We start from the raw sequence: 7999 nt of genomic DNA, 5'->3' as shown, positions 1-7999 counted from the left end.
AATACAGACAGATAACTTCTCTTTGACTAGGTCTTAAAATTTCTAAAGCTGCCCGATGTTTTTGCCTATTATCCTTACTTAAATCAATTGAATATACCAGAATGTTAGTGTCTAAATACCGTTTTATTTTCTTATTCGATGCCATAGACATTACTTCTAGTAAGTGGTTCTTTTACACCAAGGTCAGCAACCAACCAATCAAACTCTTGATGAAGTTGCTTCAAGTCTTCTTTCTCTTTGTCTTCTTTTTTACTTATATCTTGTGAAAAACTATTCTGTTGAGAAACCGCCTTAAAAGCAGCAATAATTTCTTCAAGCATAGCAATCTGTTTCGGACTTAGATCTGTCACATCTATGACTTTATTTTTCATTACAATTTTCCTCGTTTACTATTAGGTGTTTTGATTATAGCATGAGCGATCTCACTTGGTTCATGTAGGGTGGGCAGTGCCTACCAACTGTTTTGAGTTCGGCTAGACGTTTCTCCAGTTGTTGTTTCATGTTCCTTTAATTTTTAGATTCAGGTTCGGTTGAAATTTGGAGATGGTGCGTTACGCTACCGCTAACGCACCCTACAATATCGGCGATCGCACTAAACACCTATTATTGGTAAGTAAAATGCCATGACCACAAGTGTTCTTCCGCCACCGAAGCCATCTAGGCATGATGGGTTGCTATTCCACCTTGCCACATTGTCGCCAACTTTCTTCGACTGGAGCTTAACGGTATGCTCACCTGTCCCAAGCGGCAAGACGAGATTGCCATTCAAATTCACATTAGGATGATTAGAGCTATGGGCTTGAAAGTGCGAACCAGATTGGGGACAGCCATTACCGTCCACGACTAGCCTTGTTGCAACGAGATTACGACCTTTACAATTCCCCTCTGGTTGGACATTAATTGAATAGGTACAAAAAATTATTGCTTTTCTATCTAGGGTGAAAGTAACTGATGTATCGGAAACATCTTCCCACCCCGCGCATGTGATAGAAACATCAGTCTCTGGTTGGGCTGCCCATATTCCAGCCAAAACCCCGCCACCTTTAATTTGTCCTGACACATCCAGCTTTGCCTCTGGACTATCCGTACCAATCCCCACATTGCCCTTTCCAGGCATTAAGGCAATATGATCGTCACAATGATTAGATGTTCCAATCTCCAGTGTCTTTGCCTCTGGTTCGCATCCTCGACGGTAATATCTGATCCAGGCAGCATCACCACAACTTAGTTGTATCGCTCCAGTTACAGTTAGGTTTTTTACTGAAAGCTCCTGACTCGCAGAACCAGAAAAACGTGTTTTTGTGTCTACATAGGTTTTAATTGCTTTCTCCGTTGGTATTGCCCGATCGCTATTACCTTCGAGAGTACAATCACAAGAAAATTCATTCACCGCTACTCCCTGTTGTAGCTTGAGATTGCCCTTCACTTCTAGTTTTGCCCCTGGATTTGTCGTCCCAATCCCCACATTACCATCTTTGGTGACGTTGAATACATCACACGCTTCTGCTGTAGAAAAGCTCAATCGCCCACCAGGTTTATTGGCAATTTCTACCCGATTATTCAATCCTTCGTTGGTGGAAAGTTCTAAGAAGGCTAGGTTAGTGCAAGATTGAAATAAGCCTACTGCATCTGATGCTAGGACATGAAACTTGTGAGTTGGATTGCTCGTACCAATCCCCACATTGCCTTTCCCAGGCATTAAGACAATATGATCGTCACAATGATTAGATGTTCCAATCTCCAGTGTCCTTGCCTCTGGTTCACCTCCTCGACGGTAATATCTGATCCAGGCAGTATCACCACAACTTAGTTGTATCGCTCCATTTACAGTTAGGTTTTTTGCTGAAAAATCCTGACTCACAGAACCATGGAGAAGCGCTTTAGTATCGGCATAGGTTTTAATTGCTTTCTCCGTTGGTATTGCACAATCGCTATTATCTTTGAGAGTACAATCACAAGAAAATTCATTCACCGCTACTCCCTTTAGTAGCTTGAGATTGCCCTTCACTTCTAGTTTTGCCCCTGGATCTATCGTCCCAATCCCCACATGGCAATCTTTGATAACCATCTGTACTGTTCCGTCAGTACCAGGGTTCAGTTCATTTTTATCATGAGTACCACCTTTGTACCAAGCAAAATTATTGTCAGTGCGGAAATATTGAGTGCTATCCTGTATCCCTATCCCGTAATTATTATTACACATGTTAATTATCTGTCTTGTCGGTGTATCAAAGCTAAGACTTCCTGAGACAGATAATTCCTTTGTGGTTGTACGCCCATCTACCAGTAGGTTGTTATTCCCTGGCTCGCAATCACCACCAACGTGCAAACCGCCATTTATAGAGAGTTTAGCCCTTGGATTTGTCGTCCCAATCCCCACATTGCCCTTTCCAGGCATTAAGACAATATGATCGTCACAATCATTCGATGTCCCTATCTCCAGTGTCGTATTTTCTCCTGAATTTCCACAACGGTAATACCTGATCCAGGCAGCATCTTTACTCCCATAATCCGGTTCTTTAGTAAAGAAAATACCGTTGTTTTTTTTATTACCCGCACTTGGTTTAATTACTCCATTTACAGTTAGGTTTTTGGTTGAAAAATTCTCACTCGGAGAACCATTGAGAAGTGCTTTAGTATCGGCATAGGTTTTAATTGCTTTTTCCGTTGGTATGGCCAGATCGCTACAACCTTCGAGAGTACCATCACAAGAAAATGCATTCACCGCTACTCCGTAGCATAGCTTTAAATTTCCCTTAACTTCTAGTTTGGCATCTGGACAGGTCGTCCCAATCCCCACATTGCCTGATTCTCTATCAATGGTTAAATGTTTTCCTTTTGAAACGCAGTCGCTATAGCTTTCTATATAGAATTTGTTGTCTGGATTCCCAATGTACTTAAGGTCAAAACCCCAGTTTGCTGCGGTCGATTCTCGCAATTGAATGGTTGCATTATCATTATCTCCTTGACCCCAAATCTTCAGGACAGGTTCATTTCCTTTAATTTCCAGCTTGGCCTCTGGACAATCCGTCCCAATCCCCACCTTGCCATATTTATTAATCAGAAAAATCGTATCCTTTAACTCACCAGCAATCCGCAAAGCATCTTCATGACACGTCTGCTGAATATGGAGTTTCGCCGTCGGCTGATGATCGATACTCAGTCCGACATTCCCGTTACTGCTGTCAATAAAAAGCTTGCTCTTGCTAACTTCACCAGAAGCAGAATGAGATATATTTAAACCTACCTTGTTTCCATCACGCTTTTGATTAATACTCCAAGTCTTCGTATCACCCGCATAAAAATCCAACAGTTTCTCATCCGTACCTTGGGCGGTAATCTTGAGGGGGGCGGTAATCTTGAGGGGAGTATCTGCCCCAGCCGGGTTTTCTATGCCATCATCTTTTATATTGAGGGTGGAATCAATAAAGTCGGCAAAATCCTGTTGAGAAGGCTTTTTACCTGTCTTGAATAATTGTTTTAGTTGACTTCTCTTCTTTTGAACCATGCTCTTTAACTCCTTTTAACTAACTTCAAAATCAGTAACAATACTCATATAACCAATCCCCTCAAAATCCTCTTCATCATAAGATTTTTCTGTGCCCATCAGGTAGATAATATGTTGAGGGGCAGAAACCAAAATTGAATCAGGATGTTGCACCTGGGCAAGATTAGACGGAATCACCCGATAATAGATATCTGACTTGCCGCCAGATCCAGCTTTAATGCCGACTTGCTCAATTAATTTGAGATAGCCAACATAATCTACATAGGGTCTTTTATCAATAAAATGGATCACTGAGGAATTATGGATTGAACTACCAAAGGTAATATATGCTTGTTCTTCATAGGCCCACGGGGACAAAAAGCGTTTAATATCTTCATTGAGTTGTTTGAGATAGTACCCCTGGTCACATCCAGCGCGAAAACGGATACCCACTTTGTATTGAATGGGTTTGTAGCGGGGATTTTTCACCACGATTTGCACAAATGGGGAGGTATAGTTTTGCAGGTATACCTGGATTTCCTTTAGTAAGTAGGAAGGTGCTTTGGGTTCCAGGGGAAAGAAAGGCGCAGTATTCGCCACGTCGGGAATTACCACCACAGTTACCTTGGCATCACCAGGATTGTGGTTGCCAGCAGCAGAGGTGATACATTTCACCTTATAGATTTGGGGGAAATGTTCCAATACCAGGCGTTCGTAATCCCAGGCAGTTATAGCCCTCTGTTTATGGCGCAGTCTTTCACTCACCCGGATGGTGAAGGCGCGATTGTCTTCTTTTGGTTTACCGCCAAAGGAACTATAGGGCTGTTGTACTGTGTTGATGGCGGGATCCCGTGTTACAAATCCTTGAATGGAATTAGCTGGGAGCGGTTTACTTAAATGGTCGGCTGCATTCCCCTGATTCACAAAGGTCGCCCTGACAGCTTGGGTTTTGATGTCCAGAGTATCAGGAATGGCAGCAGCGTTTTCCGTAACGCTGGCTCGTAACCAATGTAAACCACTGGGTAATAATTGCTGCTGACTGGTGGCTCCCTCAGGGATACTCAAGCGGATAATCCCCGAATCCACTAACCCGTTGGTACTATCGGAAAGCATCTCTGTATCTTTAAATTCTTGCCAAGAATTACCACTCAAGTAACTCCAGTGAATCTGTGGTGGAATTAGTTCCCCATTGCCACTCCCCGGTATCATTTGGAAGAGGATGGAAATGTTTTGGGGTGGTTGCAGATTGCGGATACCAATGTATAAAGTGCCTTCTTCGTGATAGTTCGGTAAGAGTTTATATTTGTTGTCTTGATTGAGAGAAAGGATATCGGCATAGCCAAAGGGATGAAGTTGGAAGATTTGACTAGAGTGAGGTTGATTTGGGGCGTTTTTTAGGTCAATCTCCTCTGAGGCGGTATAGTCGAGGGAGATGGCTTTAACTTGCGGGGTGTAAGGGGGATAAACGGTTAGGATTTTGATATCATCATTCGTTGCCAAAGCCACCTTATTTAATACTACTGGATATAAATCATGGGCAAATGCAAAATCTGGGCTTGCTAATTCCAGTTGAAAATACCTTCTTTGTTCAAAAGGATCATCTGTATCGGTTTCATAGGAAGAAGTGTCGAGAGAATAGCCTGGAATTTGATAATTGAGGTGAATTGGATTACTTAAAGTATTGTCTTCTTGGGTAAAGATAGATTTGGAGCTTTCAATCTCCACACAGCTTCGGTTATTAAAAAGCTTCAAACTGGCTTTAAAGCTGTTATTAGTAATTGCCTCCGGAATTACCTCGGTGCTATTGTATGCATGATAATGGGTGGCAAAGTCTTGAGGAAGTCCCATCCACTCCATATTAATGGCAAGACTATCTAATTTTTTGGTGCTAATTTCTCGATTAGCGAAGTAAAACCCCGAACCTGCTTTAGGATTATTGCCAAAGGGTTGAAAAGGAGTTTTGGTATTTAGTACTGAGTTATCGTTCCGCAGTTGGACATCTTGACTATTTTCTACTTTAACTTGTATGTTTACTTTTTCTAAGCGTACCGATTTCAATTGATCGTAATATAGTTTTTCCTGGGTATTTTCTGCTGATGATATTTCTTTCAACAGAATTTTTACCACTGGATAGGGAGTGTCCAGGAAAAAAGTTGATTCATCTGGTTGGGGTGGCAAGATAGCAGGTAGGGTGGGATCGAGGGTTAATTTAAACTGCAAACTGTTGAAATAAATAGCAGAAGTACGATAGAGCTTAATCTGGCCAGTACTAACAGCATCTTGAGATAAATTACCGATACCAATTTGCTGTATATTAGCTTTTTTATTGTTAACTAATCCTGTAATCTGGAATATCTTGCCGTCATTCCAGACAAGAAGTTGCTTCACGTTGCTAGCAGAAAAGGTATGTTCAGAGCCTTCACGAAAAGAAACGCTTGTCAAGTTATCGTTGTCCGAAGCAGTGGAACCCAGAGATATTTCTGTACTGCTATAAGAGACTAGTGGTTCTTCTACAAGAAAAACGCCAATTTCATATTCAAAGGATTCCGGCTGTATCCATTGCGCTTCACTACTCAAGTAAATTTCAAAAGGGCCATTTTCACTACTTAGTATTGCCTGGAACTTATCCCGATTCAAAGTCCTTTCTTCACCGGTGAAGGTAAGGGTAATATTACGTGTTCCTTCTTGTAACAACAAGACGGGAGAAGTAACGGCAAAACCGATGGACTTTTGCGGGGTTTGAGTAATGTTACCAAAAGTCTTAAAACGTTGTGCTTTAGTTGCTTGTCCCTCTTCTGCCTCAATTATAGAACTGGCATGGATATTCTTAATTTCGGTTTTTCCAATGGGAGGGTAAGTAAAGTTCCTTTTTTTTGTTTGCGCTTTCTCAACGAGGCGATAGACTTCTTTCCAGTTAGTATTTTCTGTAGTAGCTTGGATTTCCATAATCTTCCGGAAATCTGCCACACTCAGATACAGTTCTTCTTTGACATATCTAATAACTCGCTCTTGGTCAAGATGATCAAATATCTCTTGGAGGGTTGTATAACCATTAGGCATTTCCGGCAAATCATCACCAGGATTAGGATGACCAAGAGCCAATTGCATCATGCTCTCGAAACCAGACTGTTCTCGCTTTTCTTTTAAGGCATTACGCCTCCCCATGGTAATTTTTTTTCTGTAGGCTTTTTCTATTATTTTATAAACTTCGTTCCATTCTAATTCTGTAGGTTCTTCTTTATCTGCTTGGGCTTTATTTATTTGCCTATCATGGATATCAAAGCAATAGTTAAAATCGTCTGTGTTGAGGAAAAATAATTGTTCTGTAATATAAGTAATATAAGAGGTTATGTTATTATCTGTTTGTTGATTATCTTGAGTCGCTTGATAAATAGTTCCTTTGAGATAATTAATATCAACATCAACATCAACAGTTTGACCATCAACTTGAACATTTATCTTAGGAAGTTGGTCTCCTTGGTTGGGGCTGCCAACCGCCCATCGCAGCATATTTTCAAAACTTTGATCGCTCTTATTATCTTGATTATGAATTTCTTCTAAACCAATAGAATTTTTTTCTATAAATAACGTTTTGATGCTGGCTACTTGAGCTTGATTAACAACTATATCTTCATCGGTGGCATAGTTAATATTAACCCCTTCACTATCTTGTCCAGCACTGAGCAAAGTACCCTTGTTAATAAGATGGGCTTCTTCTCCTTGCGCCAGCTCAAAAATTACATGAATCTTGTCTGGAACTTCCTCTTTTGTCGTTAACGCCAGTACCTCTTTATAGTAAAAATCGAGATATCTTTGGGTCAGTGCCTTGAACTGTTGCTGAGGATAGCGTAATAATTGTAAAAACGTGAACAACAAAACTAGATGAGGTTGAGCTAATTTACTCTGTGTCGATGGCTCGTCTGCGAAACTTTCCGGGTTATTAATGTAAGCAACCATTTGCTCAACATCTCCCGCCAAGAAACTCGACCAATTACCATTTATCCGATTGGACTCATCGTAATAGTTGAGTTTTGTGGCATACTCTTGTACGAAGGTGAGTAAATCATAAACATCCCGCTCATCTACTCCCACATAATCTGGTTCGAGTTCCCTTAGCAAGCGTCCGCGCTGACTAACGCCATCCCGAAAAATTTGATGTATAATTTTCTTGTTTGTATTCATAACTAAATTCTACATCATTGATCAAGATGGCGGATGTAAACTTTATTAACAAGCCAATCTTAAATAAAGTAATAAATATTCATATAAGGAACGAAAATAAAATTGTAAGCATTCAGCTATCAGCCGTCAGCGCTCAGCTATCAGCTAATGGGCTAGGGCGTGTCTTCAAACTCGGAGATCCCCCGTTGGTCCCCCTTAAAAAAGCTATGCTTTATAAACATATTTCTTTACAAAAAACTTGACAAAAGTAACTTGATATGATTAGTGTGATCAAAAAACTTGACGTCCCACGTTCTCGCTCAGTTTGTATAGGAAAAGCCTTTTGCCAAA

General features: G+C 40.8%; 3 protein-coding genes. All 3 read right to left on the bottom strand.

The window, feature by feature from the left end; genetic code table 11:
- Nucleotides 1–131 precede the first annotated feature (131 nt).
- The gene (locus F6K49_RS32160) at nt 132–371 is read right to left on the bottom strand and encodes a hypothetical protein (protein ID WP_293026180.1); all 240 of its coding nucleotides are present in this window, start codon (nt 369–371) and stop codon (nt 132–134) included.
- 221 nt (nt 372–592) lie between these two features.
- Entirely contained in the window at nt 593–3508 is a 2916-nt protein-coding gene (locus tag F6K49_RS32155) for a hypothetical protein (RefSeq protein WP_293103159.1), read from the bottom strand.
- A gap of 15 nt (nt 3509–3523) precedes the next feature.
- A complete protein-coding gene (locus F6K49_RS32150) occupies nt 3524–7669 on the bottom strand; it encodes a baseplate J/gp47 family protein (RefSeq protein ID WP_293103155.1) in 4146 nt (1381 codons plus the stop codon).
- Between the last annotated feature and the right edge of the window lie 330 nt (nt 7670–7999).

The sequence above is a fragment of the Moorena sp. SIO3I6 genome (genome assembly GCF_010672095.1).
The sequence above is the reverse complement of the archived record's forward strand: the minus strand, read 5'-3'. Positions and strand labels throughout refer to the sequence as shown.

Coding starts and splice junctions, on each gene's coding strand:
- F6K49_RS32150 (WP_293103155.1), bottom strand. CDS start 7,669: ATGAATACAAACAAGAAAATTATACATCAAATTTTTCGGGATGGCGTT.
- F6K49_RS32160 (WP_293026180.1), bottom strand. CDS start 371: ATGAAAAATAAAGTCATAGATGTGACAGATCTAAGTCCGAAACAGATT.
- F6K49_RS32155 (WP_293103159.1), bottom strand. CDS start 3,508: ATGGTTCAAAAGAAGAGAAGTCAACTAAAACAATTATTCAAGACAGGT.